The sequence below is a fragment of the Desulfurobacterium pacificum genome, assembly GCF_900182835.1.
In the GTDB taxonomy this organism is placed as follows: domain Bacteria; phylum Aquificota; class Aquificia; order Desulfurobacteriales; family Desulfurobacteriaceae; genus Desulfurobacterium_B; species Desulfurobacterium_B pacificum.
In genome coordinates this window covers 66468-88747 of sequence record NZ_FXUB01000005.1, presented here as the reverse complement: position 1 = coordinate 88747, position 22280 = coordinate 66468, and the positions used below count along the sequence as shown (strand labels likewise).

At 39.5% G+C, this 22280-nt stretch carries 22 protein-coding genes; 10 read left to right on the top strand and 12 right to left on the bottom strand.

The annotated features are described in order from the left end of the window. Window positions 1-31 precede the first annotated feature (31 nt). From rpsU to QOL23_RS07700, 6 genes are all read left to right on the top strand, one after another. Window positions 32-256, top strand: coding sequence for a 30S ribosomal protein S21 (rpsU, locus tag QOL23_RS07725; RefSeq protein ID WP_013638392.1), 225 nt, complete (start codon window positions 32-34; stop codon window positions 254-256). Window positions 257-274: 18 nt separating this feature from the next. Next, window positions 275-721, top strand: a complete 447-nt coding sequence (locus QOL23_RS07720; protein ID WP_283401012.1) for a GatB/YqeY domain-containing protein — start codon at window positions 275-277, stop codon at window positions 719-721. 91 nt (window positions 722-812) lie between these two features. Beyond that, window positions 813-3056: an endonuclease MutS2 gene (locus tag QOL23_RS07715; RefSeq protein WP_283401011.1), complete on the top strand. Its 2244-nt coding sequence runs from the start codon at window positions 813-815 to the stop codon at window positions 3054-3056. Between the two features lie 15 nt (window positions 3057-3071). Then, window positions 3072-4007: a ketopantoate reductase family protein gene (locus tag QOL23_RS07710; RefSeq protein ID WP_283401010.1), complete on the top strand. Its 936-nt coding sequence runs from the start codon at window positions 3072-3074 to the stop codon at window positions 4005-4007. Continuing rightward, a complete protein-coding gene (locus tag QOL23_RS07705) occupies window positions 4000-5532 on the top strand; it encodes an APC family permease (protein WP_283401009.1) in 1533 nt (510 codons plus the stop codon). The genes QOL23_RS07710 and QOL23_RS07705 overlap by 8 nt, the downstream gene beginning before the upstream one ends. Then, window positions 5529-5798, top strand: coding sequence for a thioredoxin family protein (locus QOL23_RS07700; RefSeq protein WP_283401008.1), 270 nt, complete (start codon window positions 5529-5531; stop codon window positions 5796-5798). Before QOL23_RS07705 ends, QOL23_RS07700 begins: the two co-directional genes overlap by 4 nt. Here QOL23_RS07700 and QOL23_RS07695 read toward each other — a convergent pair. The 8 genes from QOL23_RS07695 to QOL23_RS07660 form a co-directional block, all read right to left on the bottom strand. Continuing rightward, a complete protein-coding gene (locus tag QOL23_RS07695) occupies window positions 5795-7036 on the bottom strand; it encodes a hemolysin family protein (protein ID WP_283401007.1) in 1242 nt (413 codons plus the stop codon). The two genes, QOL23_RS07700 and QOL23_RS07695, sit on opposite strands and share 4 nt — an antisense overlap. Further along, on the bottom strand, window positions 7036-8292 hold the full coding sequence (locus QOL23_RS07690; protein WP_283401006.1) for a hemolysin family protein: 1257 nt from the start codon (window positions 8290-8292) through the stop codon (window positions 7036-7038). Before QOL23_RS07690 ends, QOL23_RS07695 begins: the two co-directional genes overlap by 1 nt. Further along, window positions 8292-9764: a membrane protein insertase YidC gene (gene yidC, locus QOL23_RS07685; RefSeq protein ID WP_283401005.1), complete on the bottom strand. Its 1473-nt coding sequence runs from the start codon at window positions 9762-9764 to the stop codon at window positions 8292-8294. Before yidC ends, QOL23_RS07690 begins: the two co-directional genes overlap by 1 nt. A 16-nt stretch (window positions 9765-9780) precedes the next feature. Further along, the gene (gene yidD / locus QOL23_RS07680; protein WP_283401004.1) at window positions 9781-9987 is read right to left on the bottom strand and encodes a membrane protein insertion efficiency factor YidD; all 207 of its coding nucleotides are present in this window, start codon (window positions 9985-9987) and stop codon (window positions 9781-9783) included. A 2-nt stretch (window positions 9988-9989) separates the two neighbouring features. Beyond that, a complete protein-coding gene (gene rnpA / locus QOL23_RS07675; RefSeq protein WP_283401003.1) occupies window positions 9990-10352 on the bottom strand; it encodes a ribonuclease P protein component in 363 nt (120 codons plus the stop codon). Continuing rightward, window positions 10337-10498, bottom strand: a complete 162-nt coding sequence (gene rpmH / locus QOL23_RS07670; RefSeq protein WP_283401002.1) for a 50S ribosomal protein L34 — start codon at window positions 10496-10498, stop codon at window positions 10337-10339. The genes rnpA and rpmH overlap by 16 nt, the downstream gene beginning before the upstream one ends. A gap of 61 nt (window positions 10499-10559) precedes the next feature. Beyond that, complete coding sequence (locus QOL23_RS07665) at window positions 10560-11339, bottom strand: purine-nucleoside phosphorylase (protein WP_283401001.1); 780 nt, start codon at window positions 11337-11339, stop codon at window positions 10560-10562. Window positions 11340-11347: 8 nt separating this feature from the next. After that, entirely contained in the window at window positions 11348-13036 is a 1689-nt protein-coding gene (locus tag QOL23_RS07660) for a hypothetical protein (protein WP_283401000.1), read from the bottom strand. A gap of 109 nt (window positions 13037-13145) precedes the next feature. Here QOL23_RS07660 and QOL23_RS07655 point away from each other — a divergent pair, with 109 nt between their 5' ends. From QOL23_RS07655 to glnA, 4 genes are all read left to right on the top strand, one after another. Continuing rightward, window positions 13146-14366, top strand: a complete 1221-nt coding sequence (locus QOL23_RS07655; protein WP_283400999.1) for an ammonium transporter — start codon at window positions 13146-13148, stop codon at window positions 14364-14366. A 118-nt stretch (window positions 14367-14484) separates the two neighbouring features. Next, window positions 14485-14898 (top strand): Fur family transcriptional regulator, encoded by a 414-nt coding sequence (locus QOL23_RS07650; protein WP_283400998.1) that lies wholly within the window; start codon window positions 14485-14487, stop codon window positions 14896-14898. Between the two features lie 107 nt (window positions 14899-15005). Beyond that, a complete protein-coding gene (locus QOL23_RS07645) occupies window positions 15006-15344 on the top strand; it encodes a P-II family nitrogen regulator (RefSeq protein ID WP_283400997.1) in 339 nt (112 codons plus the stop codon). A gap of 17 nt (window positions 15345-15361) precedes the next feature. Beyond that, window positions 15362-16780: a type I glutamate--ammonia ligase gene (gene glnA, locus QOL23_RS07640; RefSeq protein WP_283400996.1), complete on the top strand. Its 1419-nt coding sequence runs from the start codon at window positions 15362-15364 to the stop codon at window positions 16778-16780. Between the two features lie 49 nt (window positions 16781-16829). On the opposite strand, the gene lysA is transcribed toward glnA, so the two are convergent. Genes lysA through QOL23_RS07620 form a run of 4 tightly spaced genes read right to left on the bottom strand, consistent with a single transcriptional unit; the run spans window position 16830 to window position 22280 of the window. Then, a complete protein-coding gene (gene lysA / locus QOL23_RS07635; RefSeq protein WP_283400995.1) occupies window positions 16830-18098 on the bottom strand; it encodes a diaminopimelate decarboxylase in 1269 nt (422 codons plus the stop codon). Between the two features lie 14 nt (window positions 18099-18112). Beyond that, window positions 18113-18919: an energy transducer TonB gene (locus tag QOL23_RS07630; RefSeq protein WP_283400994.1), complete on the bottom strand. Its 807-nt coding sequence runs from the start codon at window positions 18917-18919 to the stop codon at window positions 18113-18115. Next, a complete protein-coding gene (locus tag QOL23_RS07625) occupies window positions 18916-21420 on the bottom strand; it encodes a PD-(D/E)XK nuclease family protein (protein WP_283400993.1) in 2505 nt (834 codons plus the stop codon). The genes QOL23_RS07630 and QOL23_RS07625 overlap by 4 nt, the downstream gene beginning before the upstream one ends. Further along, entirely contained in the window at window positions 21417-22280 is an 864-nt protein-coding gene (locus QOL23_RS07620) for a prephenate dehydrogenase (protein ID WP_283400992.1), read from the bottom strand. Before QOL23_RS07620 ends, QOL23_RS07625 begins: the two co-directional genes overlap by 4 nt.

The window sequence follows — 22280 nt, the reverse complement described above, 5'->3', positions numbered from 1 at the left end:
GAAAAACTTAAAAGAAAGGAGGCGATGCTTAATGGCAACGGTTTACGTGCGCGACGGCGAGCCTTTTGAGAAAGCACTTAAAAGGTTTAAGAAGCTCTGTGAAAAGGAAGGTATTCTTACAGAAATCAAGAGGAGAGAGTATTACGAGAAGCCTTCTGAGAAGAGAAAGAGAAAGGCTATGGCTGCAAGGAAGAGGTTGATTAAGGCATTAAAGAAGCGTGGACTTCTTCCACCAAAGGGTAAAAAGAAAAAGTAACCTATTAGTGGAGATTGTATGGGGCTTAAAGAGAAGCTTTTGCAAGATATGAAAGAGGCTATGAAAGCTAAAGATAAGGTTAAGCTTTCCACTATTCGTATGATTAATTCTTTGATTAAGAACGCAGAGATAGAAAAGCGCGGTGAGCTTACAGATGAAGAGATTGTTCAGCTTTTGATGAAGTATGCGAAACAGAGAAGAGAATCTATAGAGATGTACGAAAAAGGTGGAAGGCAGGACTTGGTGGAGAAAGAGAAGGCTGAGCTTGCGATAGTTGAATCTTACCTGCCGAAGCAACTTTCAGAAGAGGAAATCAGAGACATAGTTAAGCAGGCGATAGAGGAGACAGGAGCGTCTTCTGTTAAAGATTTGGGTAAGGTAATGAAGGTTGTTATGCCAAAAGTTAAAGGTAAAGCTGACGGTTCTGTTGTTAACCGTATAGTTAGAGAAATGCTTGAAAGTTAAGGATGTTGTGTTATAATGAAAATAGTATGCAAAGTTTGAGTTATACGGGCGCTTCCACTCCTTTGGGTTATTGGAGGGGGTATTTATACTAATGTTCAAAGGAGTGGAGCGCCAACTTGAATTTGACAAGATTCTTCAAATAGCTTCTGAATTTGCCAAGAGCGTTCCCGGTAAAGATTCGGTTCTTTCTATTAGACCGATAGTTGAGAAAGAAAAAGTTCAGAAGGAATTGGAGTTAACGTCTTCTTTTTGCAGACTTTTATCTGAAAGACCTGTTCCGCTTGAAACTTTTCCCGATATCTCTTCCATTCTTAAAAAATTGACGGCTGAAGGTGTTGTTTTAGGAGAATCTGCTTTTGTTGAAATTTTAAAAGTAATCAGAGTGGCTTCTGTTTTAAGGCGTTTTTTTGAAGAGCTGGATAGTAGGTTTGAAAGGCTTAAGACTTATTCTGACAGGATTTATGGGTTTTCTGAATTAAAGGAAGTTCTTGAATCAACGTTTGACGATTACGGAAACGTTCTTGATACAGCTTCTCCGTCTCTTGCCGCTGTTAGAAGAGAGGTATTGGAGCTTTCATACCGTATTAAAAGGAAGTTGGAAGATTTAGTTAACAGGTATGATGACGTTTGTCCTGATAGGATTGTGACGGAAAGAGATGGGAGATACGTTGTTTTGGTCAAACCGCATTTTAGAAAGAAATTTAAAGCGATAGTTCACGATAGGTCGTCTTCGGGGCAAACTTACTACGTTGAGCCTTTATCCGTGGTTGAAGATAACAATAAACTGCAGGAGCTAAGGAGCAGAGAGAGGGAGGAGATAGAGAGGATTTTGAAGAAATTATCCCTCTTAGTTTTTCAGCATAGAAGCCAGCTTCAATCTTCTTTTAAAGCTTTAGTTGAGATTGATAGGCGATTAGCAGTTGCACAGTTTTCTTTGAAAGTTAAAGGGGTTATGCCTGAGTTTTCTGAAGAGGTAAAGTTAAAACAGGCTAAGCATCCGTTATTGTTACTTTCGGATAGAGAAGTTGTTCCTGTTGATATTTTCTTGAAAAATGGACTTGTGATAACAGGTTCTAATACTGGTGGAAAAACAGTTACCTTGAAGACGTTAGGACTTCTTTCTATGATGGCGCAGTCGGGATTTCTCATTCCTGCTGAAGAAGGTAGCAGCCTGAGGTTTTTTAAAAAGTGGATGGTTGATATAGGAGATGAGCAGTCAATAGAGCAGTCTCTTTCTACTTTTAGCGCTCACATTAGTAACGTTGCTAAGATACTGAAAGAAGCAGATAGTGATACGTTGGTGCTTTTAGATGAATTGGGAGCGGGGACAGACCCTGTTGAAGGGTCTTCTTTAGCTGTTGCCATTTTGGAATTTTTAAAAAGAAAAAGGGTTAAAACGGTAGTTACCACTCACTTTACTCCTGTTAAGCTTTACGCCTATAAGGATGATTACTACGAGGTTGCTTCGGTTCTGTTTGATGAGATTACTCTCAAGCCGCTTTACAAGTTAGTTTACGGGCTTGTTGGTAAGAGTTATGCGCTTGAGATAGCTTCTCGTTATGGCGTTCCTCAGGAAGTTATTGACATGGCTAAAAGGATTTTGGGGAATGAAGGGAAGATAGCTGAAGATATCATTTCTGCCCTTGAAGAAGAGTATAAGAAGTTGGTCAAGGAAAGGGAAGAGTTAAAGAGAAAGGAAAAAGAGTTAGAGGAGAGGGAAAGGAGAGTTCTGAAGGAGCTTTCTGAAGAGTTGAGGGCGTTTATAGAGGAGCTTGAAGAGAAGAGTAAAAAAGCGTTGCAATCTGCAAAGAGTGGGGAAATAAAACAGATAGTTGTTACTGCTAAAAAGAAGTTGGATTCTTTGCAGGTTAAGGAGAGTAAGAGCGTTGATGATTTTTCTCCGGGAATGACGGTTAAGGTTAAATCTACCGGAAGGAAAGGAAAGGTTGTTGAGGTTAATAGAGGTAGAGGTGTTGTTAAAGTTCAGCTTGGTTCTATAAAGGTTGAAATGAAACCTGACCAGCTTGAAGTTGTTGAGGAGGTTGGTAGGAAGGAAGATGTTTCTGTCGTTAACGTTGAAAGACCTAAGCGGTTCTTCCCTGAGCTAAAGCTTTTGGGAATGAGAGGAGAGGAGGCGCTGAGGGCGCTTGAAGAGTTCTTGGACGATGCTGCAGTTTTGGGATTTAAAAGCGTTAAGGTTGTTCATGGACACGGGGCGGGAATATTGAAAAGGTTGGTTAGGGAGTATTTGAAGGAGTCTCCTTACGTGAAGTCGTTTAGACCTGGTAAGATTGAAGAAGGTGGAGATGGGGTGACGATAGTTGAACTGAAGTAGTAGCTGGAGGAAGGTATGAAGTTTGTGGTTTTCGGTGCTGGTGGTGTGGGGGGATTTTACGGTGGGATGATAGCCAAAGCTGGTTATCCGACCGTTTTTATAGCTCGTGGAGAACATCTGAAAGCTATGAAGGAAAGGGGGTTGAGAATAGAGAGCTTTAAGTATGGAAGCTGGACGGTAAGGGAAGATGGGGAAAAGGTAGTTTTTACCGATAATCCTGAAGTTGCTAAAGGTGCTGACGTCGTTTTGGTGTGTGTTAAGTCTTACGATACTGAAAAGGTGGCGCCTTTTGTGACTGAGATTTTGAAAGATAGTGGAGTTGCTATATCTGTTCAGAACGGTATAGAGAATGAGGAGATTTTAGAGAAGTATTTAGGAAAAGAAAGGGTTTTGGGAGCTACTGCTTTTGTTGGAGCTTACGTGAAAGAGCCAGGTGTTGTGGTTCATGAGGCGGCAGGGCTTTTAGAAATAGGAGAGATGGATGGAAACGTTTCGGAAAGAGTAGAGAAACTTGTTTCCATTTTTAAAAGTTGCGGTATAGAGGCAAGAGTTTCTAAAGATATTAGATATACTTTGTGGAAGAAGCTTGTTTGGAACGTTGCTTTTAATCCTTACTCTGTAGTTACTAAAGCTACCGTTGGGGAGATGTTGGCGCTTCCTGAAACTTACAATGTTTTGAAAAATCTGATGTTGGAGTGTTACAAGGTGGCTGAAGCTTATGGGATTGAGTTGAAACCTACTATAATGGAAAGGTATTTAAAGTCTTCTCCAGATTTAATGAACTATAAGACTTCAATGCTTCTTGATTTTGAGAAAGGGAAACCTCTTGAGATTGAAGGGATAACAGGTGCCCTTATCAGGAAGGCAGAAAAGGTAGGGGTAGAAGTGCCGTATAATAGGTGTGTTTACGCTACTGTAAAACTTTTAGATAGGAAGAGGAAAAATGGCTAAGAAGATAGGGTTTTGGGAAGCGTATTCCATCGGTGTTGGTGGGATGATTGGAGGGGGGATTTTTGCCGTTTTGGGTCTTACCATTCTTTTGGCAAAGGGAGCAGCGCCGATAGCCTTTATATTTGCGGGGATTATTGCTTTGCTTACTGCCTATTCTTATGCAAAGTTATCGGTTAGGTATCCCAGTGAAGGTGGAACTGTTGAATTTTTGGTGAGGGGTTTTGGTAATAATCTCTTTACGGGATATATGAATACTCTCCTTCTTGCCAGTTACATAATTATGCTTTCCCTTTATTCTTACGCTTTTGGAAGTTATGCATCAGCCCTTTTTTGTGGTCATGAAATTGAGGTAGTTAAGAAATTGTTTATTGCTGGCGTGATTATTTTCTTTGCCTTTTTAAACTTTTTAGGTGCCTATGTTAGCGGTAAAACAGAAGATATTATGGTTTTTGGCAAGTTGGGTATTTTATTGCTTTTTTCGGTTTTGGGTTTTTTTACGGGGGATTTTTCTCGCCTCTCGCCTGAACATTGGGAGTCGCTTATAAAAATAATGGTTGGTGGTCTCGTTATATTTTTAGCTTATGAAGGATTTGAACTGATAGCGAACACTGCAAGAGACGTTGAAGACCCAGAAAAAACGTTACCTAAGGCTTTTTACGCAGCTGTTTCCACAGTTATATTTGTTTACGTGCTTGTAGCAACGGTTGCTGTTGCTAACCTTACCTATGAGCAGGTTCAGAAGTATAGCGATTACGCCCTTGCTGTAGCGGCGGAACCGTTTTTAGGGAAGTTGGGGTTTGTTCTTATAGGGATAGCAGCGCTTCTGTCAACTGCTTCTGCCATTAACGCTACACTTTACGGTAGTGCAAGGGTTAGCTATTTGGTTGCAAAATTCGGAGCTTTGCCTAAGTCCTTTTCTAAAAAAGTATGGAAGGAAGGAACTGAAGGATTGATAATATTGGCAGTTTTAACTGTTGTATTTGCGCTTTCTTTTAATCTTGAGAATATTTCTGTTGCAGGTAGTTTGGGATTTCTCTCCATTTTTGCTGCAGTAAACCTTGCTAATTTTCGCCTCGCCGGAGAGACAGAATCTAATCCTTTTATATCTTTGATGGCTTTCCTGTTCTGCCTTGTTTCAGGAGCAGTTTTAATTTTTTATAACGTTAAGAATTCTCCTGAGGCTTTAAAGTCAGCAGTAATTGTTTTTATTGCTACTTTCATTTTTGAGGTTGTCTATAGGAGTGTCTCTAAAGTTAGAATGAAACCGTTTATAGATTGGCGTCTTGAAGAGAGTGAAAAGTTAATAAAGAAGCTTGAAAAACTGATGCCCTCTCTTTCGGATGAGCTAAAGCGTCACTTTAGAGCTATGGATATAACGTGGAGGAGGAAGCTTGCCAACTTTGAGATTGAAGTATCTGCCGATATAAGTGAAGAGGAGTTTAAAGAAAAAGAAAGGGAAGCTAAAGAAAAGTTGGGAATTAAGGATTACCATTCTGTTAGGTTTATAAAGAAGGAAGGGAGATGATAAAGGTTATATTTTTTTCTTCCTCTAAATGCGCAGTTTGTTTGTCTTTAAAGGAAAGGCTGAAACGGGTTGTGGAAGATTACGGAATTGAGATAGAAGAGATAAATCTTGAGGAAAAAAGGGATAAGGCTGCGAAATACATGGTATTCTCTGTGCCTACTGTAGTTGTAGAGGTTGATGGTAAAGAGTCTGGAAGGTGGAGTGGGGTTTTCTCTGTTAATGAAATTGAGACGTTTTTAGAGAGGATAATAGGTTTTATCTATTAATTTTCTTCTATTTGAACTTCTTCAATCTTTCTGTTGGTCGTTTTCGTTACTGTTAGTGTGTGGTTTTTCAGTTTCACTTTTTCGTTAGGTTTAGGAAACCTTCCCAATTTTGAGAGAATGAGTCCTGCTATTGTTATGTAGTCACGTGAAGTGGGGAGAGGTGTTTTAAGTAATTTGTTGACTTCTTCAATTTCTGTTGTTCCTTCAGCGATTAGTACGTTTCCTTGCTTCGTAATTTTGATTTCTGGGCGGTCAAATTCATCTTCTATTTTGCCAACTATTTCTTCTAAAATGTCTTCAAGGGTTACAATTCCTAAAGTTGAGCCGTATTCGTCAACTACTATTGCCATTTCTCCTTTGTTTTTTCTGAAGGTTTTGAGTGCATCAAAGATGTTCATGTATTCCGGCAGAACCAGTATGGGTTTTGCTATTTTTCCTACGGGAGTTTTTGTATCTGTAACGTTTAAGAAATCTGAAATGGTTATATAACCTACGATATTGTCAAATCGGTTTTCGTAAACCGGTAGTTTGGAAAATCCTGATTTTTCAAAGAGTTTTAGTGCCTGGTATGCGGGGCTATCTTTTTCTACTGCTACAACGTTAAGTAGAGGGACGTAGATGTTTCCAACGCTTTTTTCGTGGAGTTTCAGAATATTTTTGAGGATGTTTCTTTCCGCTCTCTCCACTTTAAGCTTTGATGCACTTTCAACTAACATTTTAAGTTCTTCTTTCGTTACGAACGGGTTTTGTGTGCTTTCGGCTTTTAATAGTTTTGCTACTAATCGGGATATTCCCATAACGAATATGGAAATCGGTTTAAAGAGAATGTAGAAAAAGTAGATTGGATAGACGATCTTGAAGGCTATTTTGCCTGAATATTTCTGAAAAAGGCTTTTGGGTATTAGTTCTCCGAAAGTGAGCGTTATTGGAGTGAAACAGAGAACAGTTGCTAACTCGGGATGGCTCTTTACTATCGGAATGGCGTGCTGTATCTGTTCTAAGAAGGCAGATGTAAACAGCGCTGAACCTGTTACGGTTGATATATTAGTTCCGATAAGGGTTGTTGTTAATAGTTTCTCTGGTTCCTTAAGGAGTTTTTCAAGGAGTTTTGCGGCTTTGTCTCCTTCCTGAAGCCTTTTCTGGAGCTCTATTTTCGGAAGGGAGACTATGGCTATTTCGCTACCTGAGAAGAAGCCTTCCATTATTACGCACAGGAGTATGGCTATGGCTGTTTCCATTACTTAGCTTTCTCCACCAAGATTTTTTTAATCCTGTTTCCTTCTGTTTCAATGACCTTAAACGTATAACCTTGATAGGTTATGGTTGAGCCTTCTTTGGGAATTTCCTTTGTTAGAGCCATTATCAGCCCGGCTAATGTATCAACTTCATCAAGGATTTCATCTTCTTTTAGGGATAAGGTTTCTATTACTTCTTCTATAGGGGTTTCGCCGTTGAATATGAATTTATCTGATGCAATTCTTTTAACTTCTTCTTCTCTTTTATCGTCTGGGATTGTTCCTACTATTTCGTTTAGTATGTCGTCTAACGTAACTATTCCGGCGGTGTTGCCGTATTCATCTATGACGATTGCCATGTGTTTTTTTCTTCTCTGCATCTCTTCTAAAAGTCTGTCAATGGTTTGGAATTCTGGAACGAAGAAGGGTTTATCTGCGAAGTGTTTAACGGGTTTTGTTAGGTCTTGGGGGGAAAGGGTGAGGGGGAGGATTTTTCTGGTGTAAAGGATTCCTGTAATCTGGTCAATGGAATCTTTAAAAATGGGAATTCTGGAGAATTTCGTTTTTCTTATCTTTTCTATAGCTTCTTTTACTGGTGTATCTTCCGATATGGCGAATATTTTGTGTTTTGGAGTCATTATCTCTTTGACGTCTGTTTCTCCTAAGTCAAGAGTTCTATCTATAAGTTCTTTTTCTTCTTCTGCTATTGTTCCTTCTTTTGCTCCTTCAGAAACTAAGATAAGGAATTCTTCATCGGTAATGGCAGATGGTTTGTTGAAGAGTTGAACGCCAAAAGGTTTGAGAATTAGTGAGGCAAAAGTTACTAAGATTATTCTTATCGGAAATATTACATATTTAACGAACTTTATGAATTTAAGTATGAAGAAAGCGTACTTTTCTCCGTACTTAATAGCTAAGGTTTTGGGAGTAACTTCGCCAAAGATGAGAAGGGTTATCACGGTTATTGGAATGGCTAACGTTGTGCCTTTTTCTTCGCCGAAGAGCTTTGTAAACATTACTGTTGAAGTAGAGGCTATCGCTATATTGACAATTTCGTTTCCTATAAGGATTGTAGCTATTAGTTCTGCGGGGTTTTGCAAGAGTTTTAGGATTTCTTTAGCTTTTTTGTTTCCTTCTTTTGCTAACCTTTCAAGCCTTAACGTATTGAGGGAGAAGAAGGCTGTTTCCGAAGCGGAGAACAGCCCGGAAAGTATTATTAAAATGGGCAGTATCAAGTAATAGCTACTTGAACTTTCCATTACGCGCTTTTCCTTTTAATCATTTCGTGAATTATTAGGTTCTGGATTGCTGTGATAAGGTTGTTCGTAAGCCAGTACAGGACAAGTCCTGCAGGGAAAGTTGCAAACATAAACGTAAAAACTACTGCCATTATGTAAAAGATTTTTTGCTGTTCGGGGTTTGCTGTAGGTGTGAGTTTTTGCTGGAGAATCATTGAAGCACCCATGAGAACTGGCATTATGTAGGTGGGGTCGTGCATTGAGAGGTCTGGAACCCATAAGAAAGAGGCTCCTTTAAGTTCAACAGCGTTTAAGAATATCTCGTAGAGTGCAAAGAATATGGGAATTTGAAGGAGCATAGGGAGACATCCACCCATCGGGTTGACACCTGCTTCTTTGTAGAGTTTCATCATCTCTTCGTTGAGTTTTTGAGGGTCGTTTTTGTAGCGCTTTTTCAGTTCTTCAAGTTTAGGGGCTAACTCCTGCATCTTTTTCATTGATTCAAAGCCTTTGTGGGTGAGTGGGTGGAGGAGGATTTTTATTATGAGAGTTAAAACGATTATTACCAATCCCCAGTTGTGAATATACTGATGGAGGAAAAGAAAGAATTTGAGTAACGGTTTTGCTAAGAAACCAAAAATTCCAAAGTCTATCGCTTTGTCCATTCCTAAAGCTTCAAGCTGTTTGAGTTCTTTTGGACCTCCATAAAATATGAAGTTACCGATAAACCCTTTAACCAAAGTGTGTCCGTTAAGGTTTTCTATCGTTACCGGGAATCCTTTACCTCTGAGTGCCATTATGAAGTACTTGTCTTCTTCTCCTGCCCATATAGTGTGGCTGTAGTTGATGCTTCCTTTTATGTCTTTTGGTTCAAGTCTTATAACTTTTCCGTCTGCCGTTTCAAGGACTGGTCCTATATGTCCCATCCTTGAAGTGTGCGCTTCGTTCACTTTTATGTCAGGTCCTACAACGGTTATTAGAGGTTTATTTTGAAGTTTGGTTTTTACGTCTATCTTGTACGAGTTAGGATAGAATGTGAGGGTTTTTGTGAAAGTAGTTCCATCTTTAAAAGTTCCTGTAAGGGTGAGTGTCACAGGGGCGTTGGTTACTTTAACTTCTGTTTTATCTGGCGTTAGCTGAGTTTTTAGAAGTTCCTCTGTGAGGTCTTTGTTGTCACTTATGGTTGTTAAGGGGTAGATGCCTAATTTTTCTGCTAAAGGGGATACCAATTGAGCTTTGTACTTTTTAACGTACAGGTTTACAAGTCTTCCGTTAACGGTGGATATTGCAGCAGTGTAGAGAGGAGTTTCTACTTTAACCGTTCTTCCTACTGTTTTAACTGAGGGTATGTCCATTTTGATTACTTTTGTGTTTTCTACAGCTTTAGCGTTGTTTTCTGTTTTTTTTGGGTGCATGAAGAACTGGAATCCGAAGAATACTATTGCAGCGATAACTAAGGCTTGTATGATACTTGAGAGTTTATTTTTTTCCATAGTGTAATTTCCTCCTTTACGGGTAGTCTATTCCACCCTTTGAAAATGGGTTACAGCGTAAGATTCTCCATATCGTCTTAATTAGTCCTTTGGTTGTTCCATATTTTTCAATCGCCAATATCGCGTAGGAGGAGCATGATGGGTAGTACCTGCAACTGTGGGGAAGAACTGGAGATATAAGTTTCTGGTAAGCTTTTATGATTAAAACAAGAAGTTTTTTCATGGCTATTCCTTTAGTATTCCTGCTTTTTGGGCAAGTTTCAAAAAATCCTCCTCCACCTCCTGCAACTTCCTACCTACTATTCCCTTTCTTGCAATAAAAATAATATCAACTGGTTTTAGCTTATGTTTGTTCAGACGAAACACTTCCCTCATCAACCTTTTAGCCCTATTCCTGATAACAGCTTTCTTGGAAATTTTCTTTGAAGCTATGAAACCTGCCCTCGGGAATCCTGCTTCTGATTCTGCAAAATAAAAAGCTACGGCGTTACCACCGTAGCTTCTTCCTTCTTTGAAAACTCTCTCAAACTCTTTTTGCTTTCTGAGCCTTTCATGTTTCTTAAACGTATATCTTATCTTCTTTTCCACTCGTCGCTTATCGTTAACTTCCAACGTCCTTTTTGCCTTCTTCTCTTTAGGATTTTTCTACCAGATTTGCTCTTCATTCTTGCTCTGAAGCCGTGAACTCTCTTACCGTGAAGCCTGCTTGGCTGGTATGTTCTCTTTGTGGACAATTTACACCTCCTGAGGCGAGCTAATTTGATAGGTGGAATTATAGTCAAGAAAGCGTAGTTGTCAAAAGTTTGACAGAGCTTCTACTATGAGTTCCGAAAGTAGGGAGGATTTACGTTCTGCAACTTTAACTACTTCTTCGTGGTTTGTTTTTAGCTTGAGAGTATCGTTAACCGGAACGGTAAGCGCAATTGTTTCTATACCTAAAAAGTTTGCAGCTATTACCTCAGGGACGGTAGACATGCTGACACAATCTGCGCCTAAAACTTCAAGCATTCTTATCTCTGCAAAGGTTTCGTAGTTTGGTCCTAATACGGCTGCTAACGTTACTTTTTCGGCTTTTATTCCTAACTTCAGCGACGTTTCCAAGAAAGCTTTTGCAAGTCTCTCACTGTAGAACTCCTTTCCATTTACAAATACTTTTGCGCCGTAATTCTTGATAAGTCCCGTTAGAGGGTTTCTTCCCATTAAGTTGATATGGTCTGTGATTATTCCAACGTCGCAGTTTGCCGCTTTTCTTGATACAGCACCTGAAGAACATGTTGGAATGAATATTTTGACTCCCAATTTTTTGCAGAGATAAGGTATGAAAAGGATTTCTGCGTCGGTTCTACCTTCGTAGTAGTGGAATCTGCCTTCAAAGAATAGGACTGGTTTAGTGCCGATTGTAAGAACTTTTAACACGCCACTGTGACCGGGAACGTAAGGTTCGGGCATTCCGGGAATCAGACTGTATGGAATTTCGGTAGCTGAGTTTCCTAACGATATGCCCGAACCGCCTACTATCGCTACATCAAACGTTTCTATTCCTGTTTGTTCTCTTATAAAGTCCGCTGCTTTCATAAGTTTCCTTAAATTTTAGGTTTGATAAAGAGGAGTTTGGAGGTGGGATTTTTCAATATACTTGCCTTTGTGAATATAGATATGAATACATCGTAATCTGGAAGGTAATCAAAGCCTTCTATTCCTCCTAAGTTGTAGATTGGATTTGTAGCTTCTTCCCAGTCAAAGTTATCGCCATTCCTGTAGAGAAGAAGTATTCTTCCTCCATCAAAGGTGTAGATGTTTCTCAAGATTCCTGGAACAACGTTTTTATTTTGAGAAAACAATACTTCTTCGTTTCCATCACCGTCTATGTCAATAGGAACAGGTTTAGGAGTTATGTAGTAACTTACCAAGCTATCCTCGTTGTACCAGTATAAGCAGTTGGGCGATGCGCCTATCTGTATCGGAGACCTCCAGATAACCGTTTTGCCTGCTGCCACGTCAAAGAAGTAATCTAAGTCATAATACGCGAAGTACATATGACCGTTATTCTTAAAGAGCTGAGCGCTTGTAACCTGAAATTCAGGTGGAACACGTACTTCTTCTATTTTTTTGAGTTTTCCGTTGCTTAGTTTTAACTTCCACACCTTTTTACCGAATATTTGGTCAGGTACATCGCTTACTTCCTGACCGAATACGGCGTCGTTAACGCCGTCGCCATTGGTGTCAAAGCCGGAGAGTATGAGTTTAGATTCTGCTACTCTGACCAACTTTCCATTTTTTACTTTGAAGATTCCGGAAAAGACAGTTTTAGACTCTTGGTCAAAGCCGTCTACTATGATTAGGTTTGTTTCTGAATCGTTGATGTTGAGGGGGGATACGTGGAATAGGTAGGTTCCTGGGAATGGGTTTTTAAAGGTGTAAACCTTGCTGAGTCCTGTAGGAGTGGGGTGGAAAACTTCTATTTTATCTTCTTCAGATACCACTATCTCTTCCTGAGGGGATTTGTCAATGTTAGCTGTAAACAGGCTTGTGGCGTGGGTCTTTAGGTTTGCTACTACTGAGTAACCTGCATTTATTCCTATTGTAAATGAGGCTGCTGGTGTGCCGTTCCAGGGGAACACTTTTAGCAGTCGCTTTGTGCCGTCAAAAACCTCTACTCCTTCGGAGGAAACGACAAAGTATCCATCGTATCCTGTTAGCTTGTCAGCAGGGACTTTTCTTTTAAAGTCTGCAGGATATTTAAGGTGGAAAACTTTTTTGAACTTTTCACCTTCTGTGTAGTCTGATAGGTGAAGGTATGGCAGTTTTTCTTTAAGTTCTTTGTAGAGTTTCTTCCCCTTTTCTTTTGTAAAGTCAAGGTAGAGGATTTTGTTGAAGGAATACTTTTGGACTTTTTCTCCTACAATGGGTTTGCCTATCGTAGGTAAAGCTATCGCGTAATCGTTTTTGACCTCTTTGACCTTTAGGATAGCTCCACTTTTTTCTGCAACGAACGTATCTCCTGGACTAACTCCGTCTTTCTTCCCTAAGTCTATTATGTAGCCGTCATAGCTGTTGAGTACTATTTCTCCTTCTTTGGGAGAGAATTCCTTTTTCATATAGAAAAGAACGTTTTCTACTCCTTTAAGGTTGGTCTTTTCTGGTGTTTGGCTTTCTACAGGAATATAAGGTGTGTAAACGGGCTCTTCTTTTTTGGAGAAAGGGTTTAGAGACGATAGACCGCAAGAGGAAGCCAATACAATTATTGTAGCAAGGGGTATAAGTCTTCTCATTTATCACCTCATGTTTAAGGTTTCTTCGTGTGGGAAAATATTAGCATACAAAATTGGCATGTTTATTGCTTAAACTTAGCGGACAAAATAAAGGAACTGGAGGAGAGAGATGATTGAAGACGGAATTAAACAGCTGGTACAGTCTCTGAACGTTCTCTACCTTTTAGCCGGTGCTGTAATGATTTTAGCTATGCACGCCGGTTTTGCCTTTTTGGAAGCTGGAACTGTGAGAGTTAAGAACCAGGTTAACGCCCTCGTAAAGATAATAGTTGACGTTTCTGTAGCGACGTTGGCTTACTACTTTATAGGTTACCCTCTTGCCCATAAGGTTTGCTTCGTTCGTTCAGCAACTTCTTTAATGGCAGACCAGGGATTTGAGCTTGTAAGGTTCTTCTTCCTCTTGATGTTTGCTGCATGTATTTCAGCTATTGTCTCTGGTGGTGTTGCTGAGAGAATGAAGTTTAAACCTTACATTACGGCAGGTTTCTTCTTGGCAGGTGTTGTATATCCGATTTTTGAAGCTCTTATCTGGGGAGAAAGGTGGTCTCCTGCATTTCAAGGCTTTGTGGAGCATCTTTTCGGAGCGCCAATTCACGACTTTGCTGGTTCTATGGTTGTTCACGCTCTCGGTGGCTGGATTGCACTGCCAGCTATACTCATTTTAGGACCGAGAATGGGTAGATACGTAAATGGAAAGTCTAAGCCTATTCCTATCAGTAATATTCCTTATCTTGCTTTAGGTAGCTGGATTTTGATTTTGGGTTGGTTCGGCTTTAACGTTATGAGCTCTCAGAGTATAGAAACGATTTCCGGTCTTGTTGCTGTGAACTCTTTAATGGCAACTGCTGGTGGTATTATCGGCGGAACTTTGTTCGGTAAAAACGACCCTGGATTCGTTCATAACGGCGCTTTGGCAGGGCTTGTGGCTATATGTGCTGGTTCCGATATTGTTAATCCTATTGCTGCGTTTGTTATCGGTTTTGTTGCCGCTTGGATATTCGTTAAGGCTTTCGTTTGGGAGCAGGAGAAGTTAAAGATAGATGATGTTTTGGGTGTTTGGCCTCTTCATGGAATTAACGGTATATGGGGTGGAATTGCTGCGGGGATTTTTGGACAGAAGGTTTTAGGTGGTTTGGGAGGAGTTTCTATACTCTCTCAAATTTTTGGAGCTGTATTGACCATTATTTATGCACTTGTAGCAGGTTACGTTCTTTACGGCATTTTGGATAAGGTTATGGGTCTCAGGCTTACAGAAGAAGAAGAGTTTAATGGTTCTGACCTCTCTATTCATCATATTACTGCCTATCCCGAGGAGAAGTTTAAGGTTTGATTCTCTTCCTCCAGTTCTTTTTATCCCCCGCACCTGCGGGGGATTTTTTATTTAAAGCGTTGTAAATTCTTGTTTTTCTTTCTATAATTGTGAATGATTATCATTTGGAGGTTTCCTTTTGGAAAAATCTGCTAAAAAGAGGAAGAGAAATACCAGGCAAAAAGCGGTTGTGTATCAGGTAGTGAAAGATTCCTGTGACCACCCTACAGCTGAAATGGTGTACGAGAGGGCAAAGAAGGAGATTCCGACAATAAGCCTTGGAACTGTCTATAGAGTTTTGAAAGAGTTAGCTGAGGAGGGGAAGATAAAAGAAATAATAATTGATAAGCAGTCAAGGTTTGACAGGAAAACAGACTTTCACCACCACTTTATATGTAAAGGTTGCGGAAAAATAGAGGATATAGAAACACCGGTTTGTAGATATACGTGTAGAAAGGTGGAACAGAAGGGTTATATCGTAGAAGAAATAGAGTATAAGTTTTACGGCTATTGTGATAAATGTGCACAGAAAATGTGCAGGGAAATCGGCTGATTGCACTTATATGGTGCATAAAGTGTTTTTTTCTTTAAGAATATTCTTCAATTTTATTGGCATCAATTTTGTTAAAATAAAGGTCAACTTCCATTGGGGGTAAAAAGATGAAGAAGATAGAAGCGATTATTAAGCCGTTCAAGTTGGAAGAAGTGAAAGATGCTCTAACGGAAATAGGTGTTCAAGGTCTTACAGTTTCAGAGGTAAAAGGTTTTGGAAGACAGAAGGGACATACAGAGCTTTACAGAGGTGCAGAATACGTTGTTGATTTCATCCCTAAGATAAAGATAGAAGTGATAGTTCCTGATTCTATAGCTGACAAAGTAGTAGAAACGATTGTAAACGCTGCCAAAACAGGTAGAATTGGTGATGGAAAAGTTTTTGTTATTCCGGTTGAAGATGCTATCAGAATTAGAACAGGTGAAAGGGGAGAAAATGCAATTTAAAATAAAAGGAGGGTTCCATGAGACCAACGAACGCTAAAGAGGTTGTAGAACTTATTCAAAGAGAAGGTATTAAGTTCGTAGACCTCAGATTTACCGACATGTTCGGAACATGGCATCATATTACTTTCCCAGCTCATGAGATTTCCGAAGAGAGCTTTGAGCAGGGTCTTTTCTTTGATGGTTCTTCTATCAGACAGTGGCAGCCTATCAACGCAAGTGACATGATGTTTAAACTTGACCCAACAACTGCAACTGTGGACCCACTTTCCGAAATTCCAACCCTTGTTGTAATTGCTGATATTGTTGACCCTGTTACAAAGGAACCTTACCACAAAGACCCAAGGAACATTGCTAAGAAAGCTATTGAATACCTCAGGTCTACAGGTATTGGAGATACTGTTTACTGCGGTCCAGAACCTGAATTCTTCATTTTTGATGACGTTAAGTTTGATGTTGGTATGAACTACGGTTTCTACGAAGTTGACAGCGTTGAGGGTATCTGGAGAAGCGGTGCAGATGAGAATCCTAACCTTGGTCATAAGATAAAAGTTAAAGGTGGTTACTTCCCTGTTCCACCACTTGACCAGCTTGACCACATTAGAAAGGTTATCTCTTTAAAAGCTGAAGAAGCAGGACTTGTTATTGAATGTCTCCACCACGAAGTTGCTACTGGTGGACAGTGTGAAATAGACTTCAGATTCGGTACTCTTATTGAGGCTGCTGACAACGTTCAGTGGCTTAAGTACTTGGTTAAGAACGTAGCTAAGATGTTTGGAAAGACTGCTACGTTTATGCCTAAGCCACTCTTCGGTGATAACGGAACAGGTATGCATACTCATATGTCTATCTGGAAGAACGGTGAGAACCTCTTTAACGGCGACCAGTATGCTGGACTTTCTGAAACTGCCCTTTACTTCATCGGTGGAATTATTAAGCACGCAAAGGCTGTTTGTGCGTTTACGAACCCAACAGTTAACTCTTACAAGAGACTTGTTCCTGGATACGAAGCACCTGTTAACCTCTGCTACTCTGCAAGAAACAGGTCTGCTTCTATTAGAGTTCCAGTTGTTACATCTCCTAAAGCTAAGAGAATTGAGGTTAGATTCCCTGACTCTTCAGGTGCACCGTACCTTGCCTTTACTGCGCTTCTCATGGCTGGTCTTGATGGAATTGAGAACAAGATTCATCCAGGAGAGCCTGTTGATAAGAACCTTTACGACCTTCCACCAGAAGAGCTTAAGGATATTCCTACTGTTCCAGGTTCTCTTGAAGAAGCGATTAACGCTCTTGAGAAAGACTACGAGTTCCTTACAAAAGGCGGCGTAATGACTGAGCAGTTCCTTGAGGACTACATTGAGTACAAGCGTAAGGAAGAGATTGACCCAGTTAGACTAAGACCAACTCCAATGGAGTTTATGCTTTACTACGACGTTTAATCCTGATAGTTTTAAGGTTGAAGGGGGGGGAGTCTTTACTCCCCCCTTTCTATTTTACAGGTGGTAAAGTTTCCCTTGCTATTAAATCTCCTAAGGTTTCTCTCTGCCTTATTATTCTGTAGGTATTACTATCAACTAAGATTTCTGCGGCTCTTGGACGAGAGTTATAGTTGGAAGACATTGAAAATCCGTAAGCGCCTGCACTTAAAACGGCAATGACGTCTCCTTCCTTTAGTTCTGGAAGTTCTCTACCTTCTGCCAAAATGTCTCCTGTTTCGCAGATTGGTCCCACTACGTCTGCTTTTTTGACTATTCCGTTTTTTTCTTCAACGGGAACTATATGGTGGTAGGCTTTGTATAGGGAAGGTCTTGATAAGTCGTTCATTCCTGCATCAACGATGTAGAAAAGTTTTTCATCTCTTTCTTTTACGTATATAACTTTGGTTAAGAGAATTCCTGCGTTTCCGGAAATTCTCCTTCCAGGTTCTAATATAAGGGTACAGCCTATTTCTTTTACTATCGGAATTAGTTTCTCGGCTAAGGCTTTTGATGGAATGGGTGGAATTGATGGGTTATAGTTGATTCCAAGCCCGCCGCCTGCATCAAAATATTCTATTTCTATTCCTATGGAATGAAGTTCTTTAACTAAATTGGCGATTTTTTTAGCGGCTTCTTCAAATGCTGAGATGTCTGTTATCTGAGAGCCTATATGAAAGTGAATACCTTTGGGGTTAAGCCATTTGGAATTAGCTGCTAACTTATAGAGGTCTATAGCTTCTTCGTAATTTATGCCGAATTTACTCGTTTTGAGACCTGTTGATATGTAAGGGTGCGTTCCTGCGTCAACTTCTGGATTTACTCTGAACGCAATAGAAACGTTTTTCTGTAGTTTCCCTGCCACTTTTTCTACTGTTTTAAGTTCACTTTCCGATTCTACGTTGATTAAAAGGATATCTTTTTCTATGGCGTATTCTATTTCATCCTCTCTTTTTCCTACTCCTGCAAAAACGATTTTTTTAGGGTCTATGCCTGCCGTTAGGCTCCTGAATATTTCGCCTGCCGATACGGTGTCTGCGCCTGCGCCTGCTTCTCTAAGAATGGAGAGTATGTTTACGTTAGAGCAGGATTTTACGGCAAAGCAAGTTATGTGATTTATTTCTCTGAAAGCGCTGTCAAACTCGTTAAACCAGTAGAGGAGGGCGTTTTTGCTGTAAACGTAGAGAGGGGTTCCTTCTTTGAGCGCCAAATCTTTTAGATTAACGTTTTCAAAGTGTAGGTTTTTTTCAACGTATTTAAGGTATGGGTAGATTTCGGACATAGCTTCTCCTTAGATTACTGGAGTTTGTAATGTATGGGAATTTTAACCTTAAAACTATCTTCTTTGAAGTCAGCAGGTAAGGGAGGAAAGTGACAGGCTTTTACTAACTTTTCTGCGGCTGAATCAAGAATGGAATTACCGCTTGATGATACGATTTTAACGTATTTAAGAGAACCGTCTTTTTTAACGATGAATTCCACCGTTACGGTTCCTTCTATTCCTAACCTTCTGGCAATTAGCGGGTACTTTTTGTGTTTTTCAAGTTCGGCGATTATCAGTTTTAGGTATTCTTCTTTTTCTCTTTTGTTTTCTTTTATGGATGTAGATGTTACGTTTGGTTTTGGGAGTTGAGAGGTGGGTTGTATTTTGCTTGGAGCTGTCTTTAGGGGAGACTGGATAGGAGACGGAGGAGAGGAGATAGTTTTTTGAGCTGTTGATATTTTTTCTTTCGGGGTTTCCACTATCTGTTTTTTATTTTGGGGTTTTGTGGAGATTGGGGGGTGGATTTTTTTGGGTTTAAAGCTTTTCTGTTTTTGGGATTTAAGGTGGGTTTTCGTTTTTTTCTTTTGGGGAGGTTTTGATTTTGGTTTAGGTTTTGGTTGAAGTTTTGTTTTCTGTTTTACTTTCTTTATCTTTGGTTTTGTAGTTGAGATTTTCTTTTCTTTTTTCGGAGGTGTTGCTAATGGAGCAGAAAGGGATATTTCTACTACGTTCTCTTTGTTGTTTTTTTCAAAAGTAGCTAATTTCAGTTTTAAGTTGTAGAGAACGGTTAAGTGTATTAACGTTGATATTATGAAGGCGATTATGAGTTTCTTTCTCATGGTTCTTCGGTTAGGTAGTGTTTTAGTATTTTAGTGAAGGCTTTCTCTAAAGTGCGTTTTGTACTTTCAGAGATGTAGTAATTCTCTAAGCAGGGATTTTCGTTTAGTTCTATTCTTTTTTCTCTCCAGTTTATTTTAAAGGTATAGGGGGTGAAAATACCGTTTTTCATAGCTGTTATGGCTATTTTTAGTTTTAAAATAGCTTCTTTTACTTTTCTATCGTTTCCGTTGAACGTTTTTCTCCAGTTTTCCTCTTTTACTTTTTTTCCACTTCTTGAGACCGATATAAAGTGGAATTCTGTGTTTTCTAAAGGAGCGTTGATGGCGAGGGCATAGCATATTGTTTGAATGGATTGGGGATTGGGCGGGTTGTATGAGCTTTTGTTTACATTTCGTGATTTAAAATCTATGACGGTGAATTTGCCGTTGTTTTCTATGAGCATGTCTATCCTGCCAGTTATTTTAACGTTTGATATGGTGAGTTCAACGGGGTACTCCTGGAGGATTTTTCCTTGTTGAGTCATTGGATGGTTTTTGAAGAAAGATAGAAAGCGATGGAGGTTTTCTGTTATGTGGGAGGAGAGGAGGAGGTGGTGGGGATTTTCTTCGTTGAGGAAGCTTTCAACTAAAGCCTTTACCTCTTCTTTCGTGTGTTGTTTTGAAAAAAGTTTCCTTATTCCTTCGTGGTAAATGGTTCCTTCCAACTGTTCTATAGTTTGTTCTGTTTCCTGTGGAAACGCTAAAGATAGCAGCGCTTTTGGAGGGCATTCAAGGTAGGTGGAGATAGTTGTGGTGGGGATTTTGTGCGTAAGTTCTTTTTTTAATTGCTTGTCTTTTATGTAGAAGTTGTAACTTAAATCCTGTTCTCTGTTTTTCCAGCTTTCAATACCCTTTTCCCACGGTAGATTATCTGGTTTTTTTAGTCCTTTGAAAACTTTGTAGCAAGAAACGCTTATGGAAGTAGTTATTTCTGCCCTTTCTCTTTCTTTGGAGACCTTTTCTTCTAAGAGTTCGGCAAATAGTGATTTGCCTTTACCTGATAGGTATGTTATATGAAGCTCTTCTAAAGGTAGGGAAAGGAGGTAGGAGAATGTTAGTATGTCGTAACCAATTAATCTTTCTCTGGTTGGAAAAGGTTCTTCAGCTATGTTTTCGCGGTTGATGGCTTTGTTTATCAGCTTTCTTTCTTCATAGGAGAATTCAGGGTCAAAGGGATATGTTCTTGGGTATACACCTTCGGAGAGATTTTCAAATATAACAGCTTTTGGGAATAGGGAAATTGCGGCTTCTGGTGAACAGATGTGGACTCCGTAAGGGTCGTTATCTTCAACGGGCATGTACCTTTCTCTGAAGAAAAGTTTTAGGCGATTGAATGCTTCTTCTGGGGATAGTTTGTGAGATGGAAGGAGGTTCAGTTTTTTTAGCGTTGTGGCTTCTTCGGCGAATTTCTCTAAGTGTTTTATTGTAGTTTCTTCGTTGAAAGAGGTTTTATAGTAAAGGTCAACGGAATATTCAAGCCATTCGGAAAGGTTTTTTGGGGGAGAGGGGGTGGATTTTATGTGGTTTAGTAAATGTTTTATGAACGGAGAGCTGATTAAAGGGATACTTCTTATTTGAAAACGGAAGGGAACGTTTTTTTCCTTTAGGAGGTAATAAAGAAGTTGAGAAATCTCATCTAAGGAACTTCCTGTTACGACGATTTCATGAGGCATAAGTCCCTTTTCTAAAAGATGGATGATGGTGTCTACTATATACTTAACACTTTCGCCTCTGGTTTTGCACTCTTTAATTGTTAACTTTGTAGGGGTACTGATTTCTTTTCTTTCAAGATTTAGGGTGTGGACTAAGGTATTTGCAGGGATTTCTTCTACTTTAATTTCACTTTCTTTAATGGAATTTCTTAAAGATGTAAATAGGTTGTTACTAATGTTTAGCTCAGGGATAGAAAAAAAGGTTACTGTTGAGTTCCAGTTTTTTAACAGCTGCTTTTCTATAGGGAATATAAAAGGAAATAGAATAACGTTTACTTTTATGTCTTTTCTGAAGTCTCTTTTAAAGAGTTGAAAAGTATCTGTTGCGTTGGGAATATTGTTAGTACTGCTTTCTACTATCTCTTTAATCTTTAAAAGCTTTTTGAACTTCCAGCGGGTTTCTTCGGGTAGTTTTGACAAGGATTCCCACGCAGTTTCGTTTTCCACATTATGTTGATTCAAATCTCTTATTCTTTCTACAGTGGATTCTACATATTCAAATTCTTCAGCGATTTTTCCAGTTATTTCCTCTATTGCTTTTTCGGTGATAAGGAATATTTCTTGGTTGGAGAGGAAACGCGGTATAGGGGTTAGGTTCTCCTCTAAAATTAGATTTATAAGCTCTTTATAGGTACCTGAATACTTTCCTGTTACTATTGGTTGATACTCAGTCAGTTTTATATCAAAGTAAGTCGTAAATTGTCTTACTGCGAAGAAGCTATTTTCTAATCGGTGCGGTAGTTCAATCACCTTACCTCGCTTCTTTTCTTTTTTGCCTTTTCAAAAAAATCTTTTAGTTCTTCCGATTTTACTTGTTCTATTAGAGTTTCCACTTTTTCTATTGATTTTTTGAACGTTTTGATAGCTTTGAGGAGGTTGTCTCTGTTTTCTATGCAGATGTCTCTCCACATAATGGGGTCACTCATGGCTATTCTTGTGAAATCTCTGAAACCTCCTCCTGTTAGCTGGAACAGGTCTTCTCCTATTTCGTTGGAAAGTTTATCTATTGCATCAACGATGGCGTAAGCTACCACGTGGGGAAGGTGACTGACTGAGGCGAAAACTATGTCGTGAAAGAAAGGGTCCATCTCTATTACTTCAGAACCTAAATTTTTCCAGAGGTTTTTAACCTTCTCCAGTGCGGTTTTATCTGTGTTTGGAGTTGGAGTTACAATAAATTTTGCTCCGCTGAAAAGGTTTTCTACAGCGTTGTCCACTCCGGATTTTTCAGTTCCGGCTATTGGGTGACCTCCCACAAAGGGAGCTTTCCCTTTTAGTAAACTCTCACATTTAAACACTATGTGCCCTTTTACGCTTCCTAAATCTGTGACGATTGTTCCGGATGAAATAAAAGGAAGAAGTTGGCGGATTACTTCTTCGTAAACACCAACGGGGGTAGCTATAACTATTAGGTCTGCGTTTTCTGCGATGGAATGTTTGATACTTCCATCATCTATTACTTCTAAGTCAAGTCCTTTTTCTATTGCTTCTGGATTTATGTCTATTGCAGTAATCTTTCCGTTAAAACCTTTTAGTTTCAAATTAAGAGCAAAGGAGCCTCCGATTAATCCTAAACCTATTATGCATATTTCTTTGAAATTCCATTCCAA

What these genes read in the sequence shown, in the direction of transcription:
- QOL23_RS07710 (WP_283401010.1), top strand. Translation starts at nt 3,072, where the DNA reads ATGAAGTTTGTGGTTTTCGGTGCTGGTGGTGTGGGGGGATTTTACGGT.
- QOL23_RS07690 (WP_283401006.1), bottom strand. Translation starts at nt 8,292, where the DNA reads ATGGAAAGTTCAAGTAGCTATTACTTGATACTGCCCATTTTAATAATA.
- QOL23_RS07720 (WP_283401012.1), top strand. Translation starts at nt 275, where the DNA reads ATGGGGCTTAAAGAGAAGCTTTTGCAAGATATGAAAGAGGCTATGAAA.
- QOL23_RS07630 (WP_283400994.1), bottom strand. Translation starts at nt 18,919, where the DNA reads ATGAGAAAGAAACTCATAATCGCCTTCATAATATCAACGTTAATACAC.
- QOL23_RS07655 (WP_283400999.1), top strand. Translation starts at nt 13,146, where the DNA reads ATGATTGAAGACGGAATTAAACAGCTGGTACAGTCTCTGAACGTTCTC.
- lysA (WP_283400995.1), bottom strand. Translation starts at nt 18,098, where the DNA reads ATGTCCGAAATCTACCCATACCTTAAATACGTTGAAAAAAACCTACAC.
- QOL23_RS07645 (WP_283400997.1), top strand. Translation starts at nt 15,006, where the DNA reads ATGAAGAAGATAGAAGCGATTATTAAGCCGTTCAAGTTGGAAGAAGTG.
- rpsU (WP_013638392.1), top strand. Translation starts at nt 32, where the DNA reads ATGGCAACGGTTTACGTGCGCGACGGCGAGCCTTTTGAGAAAGCACTT.
- glnA (WP_283400996.1), top strand. Translation starts at nt 15,362, where the DNA reads ATGAGACCAACGAACGCTAAAGAGGTTGTAGAACTTATTCAAAGAGAA.
- QOL23_RS07660 (WP_283401000.1), bottom strand. Translation starts at nt 13,036, where the DNA reads ATGAGAAGACTTATACCCCTTGCTACAATAATTGTATTGGCTTCCTCT.
- QOL23_RS07715 (WP_283401011.1), top strand. Translation starts at nt 813, where the DNA reads ATGTTCAAAGGAGTGGAGCGCCAACTTGAATTTGACAAGATTCTTCAA.
- QOL23_RS07695 (WP_283401007.1), bottom strand. Translation starts at nt 7,036, where the DNA reads ATGGAAACAGCCATAGCCATACTCCTGTGCGTAATAATGGAAGGCTTC.
- yidC (WP_283401005.1), bottom strand. Translation starts at nt 9,764, where the DNA reads ATGGAAAAAAATAAACTCTCAAGTATCATACAAGCCTTAGTTATCGCT.
- QOL23_RS07705 (WP_283401009.1), top strand. Translation starts at nt 4,000, where the DNA reads ATGGCTAAGAAGATAGGGTTTTGGGAAGCGTATTCCATCGGTGTTGGT.
- QOL23_RS07700 (WP_283401008.1), top strand. Translation starts at nt 5,529, where the DNA reads ATGATAAAGGTTATATTTTTTTCTTCCTCTAAATGCGCAGTTTGTTTG.
- QOL23_RS07665 (WP_283401001.1), bottom strand. Translation starts at nt 11,339, where the DNA reads ATGAAAGCAGCGGACTTTATAAGAGAACAAACAGGAATAGAAACGTTT.
- yidD (WP_283401004.1), bottom strand. Translation starts at nt 9,987, where the DNA reads ATGAAAAAACTTCTTGTTTTAATCATAAAAGCTTACCAGAAACTTATA.